The 270-nt window shown below is 58.1% G+C and carries 1 protein-coding gene; it reads right to left on the reverse strand.

Annotated features, from left to right (window positions below; translation table 11 throughout):
• Positions 1 to 270: hypothetical protein (locus tag R0J87_RS20775; RefSeq protein WP_498888625.1), on the reverse strand; the 270-nt coding region annotated here is incomplete at both ends.

The raw sequence follows: 270 nt of genomic DNA on the forward strand, positions 1-270 counted from the left end.
CTGCTTCTTAAGCTCCTCGGCCACTGCCCGGATCCTGCCTGCTTTGACGCGAAGGCTTTGCGCTGTTGCTTCGATGATGGCTTGAATAGAGACCCAGCCGTCCTCCGTGTCGGCCGACAGCGTATCGACGGCTTCAAGGATCTGTTCATATTGCTTATCGCGGGTCTCTTTGCGGGCCCCGTCATCCTTGTTCCTAACGGGTTCAAGCGCGACCGGGTACTGACCAAGTTCGTTGCCGGCTTCGTCCGTGATCGCGTGGAAGGTCATGGT

The organism is Halomonas sp. SIMBA_159, assembly GCF_046536035.1.
GTDB classification, from domain to species: Bacteria; Pseudomonadota; Gammaproteobacteria; order Pseudomonadales; family Halomonadaceae; genus Vreelandella; species Vreelandella venusta_A.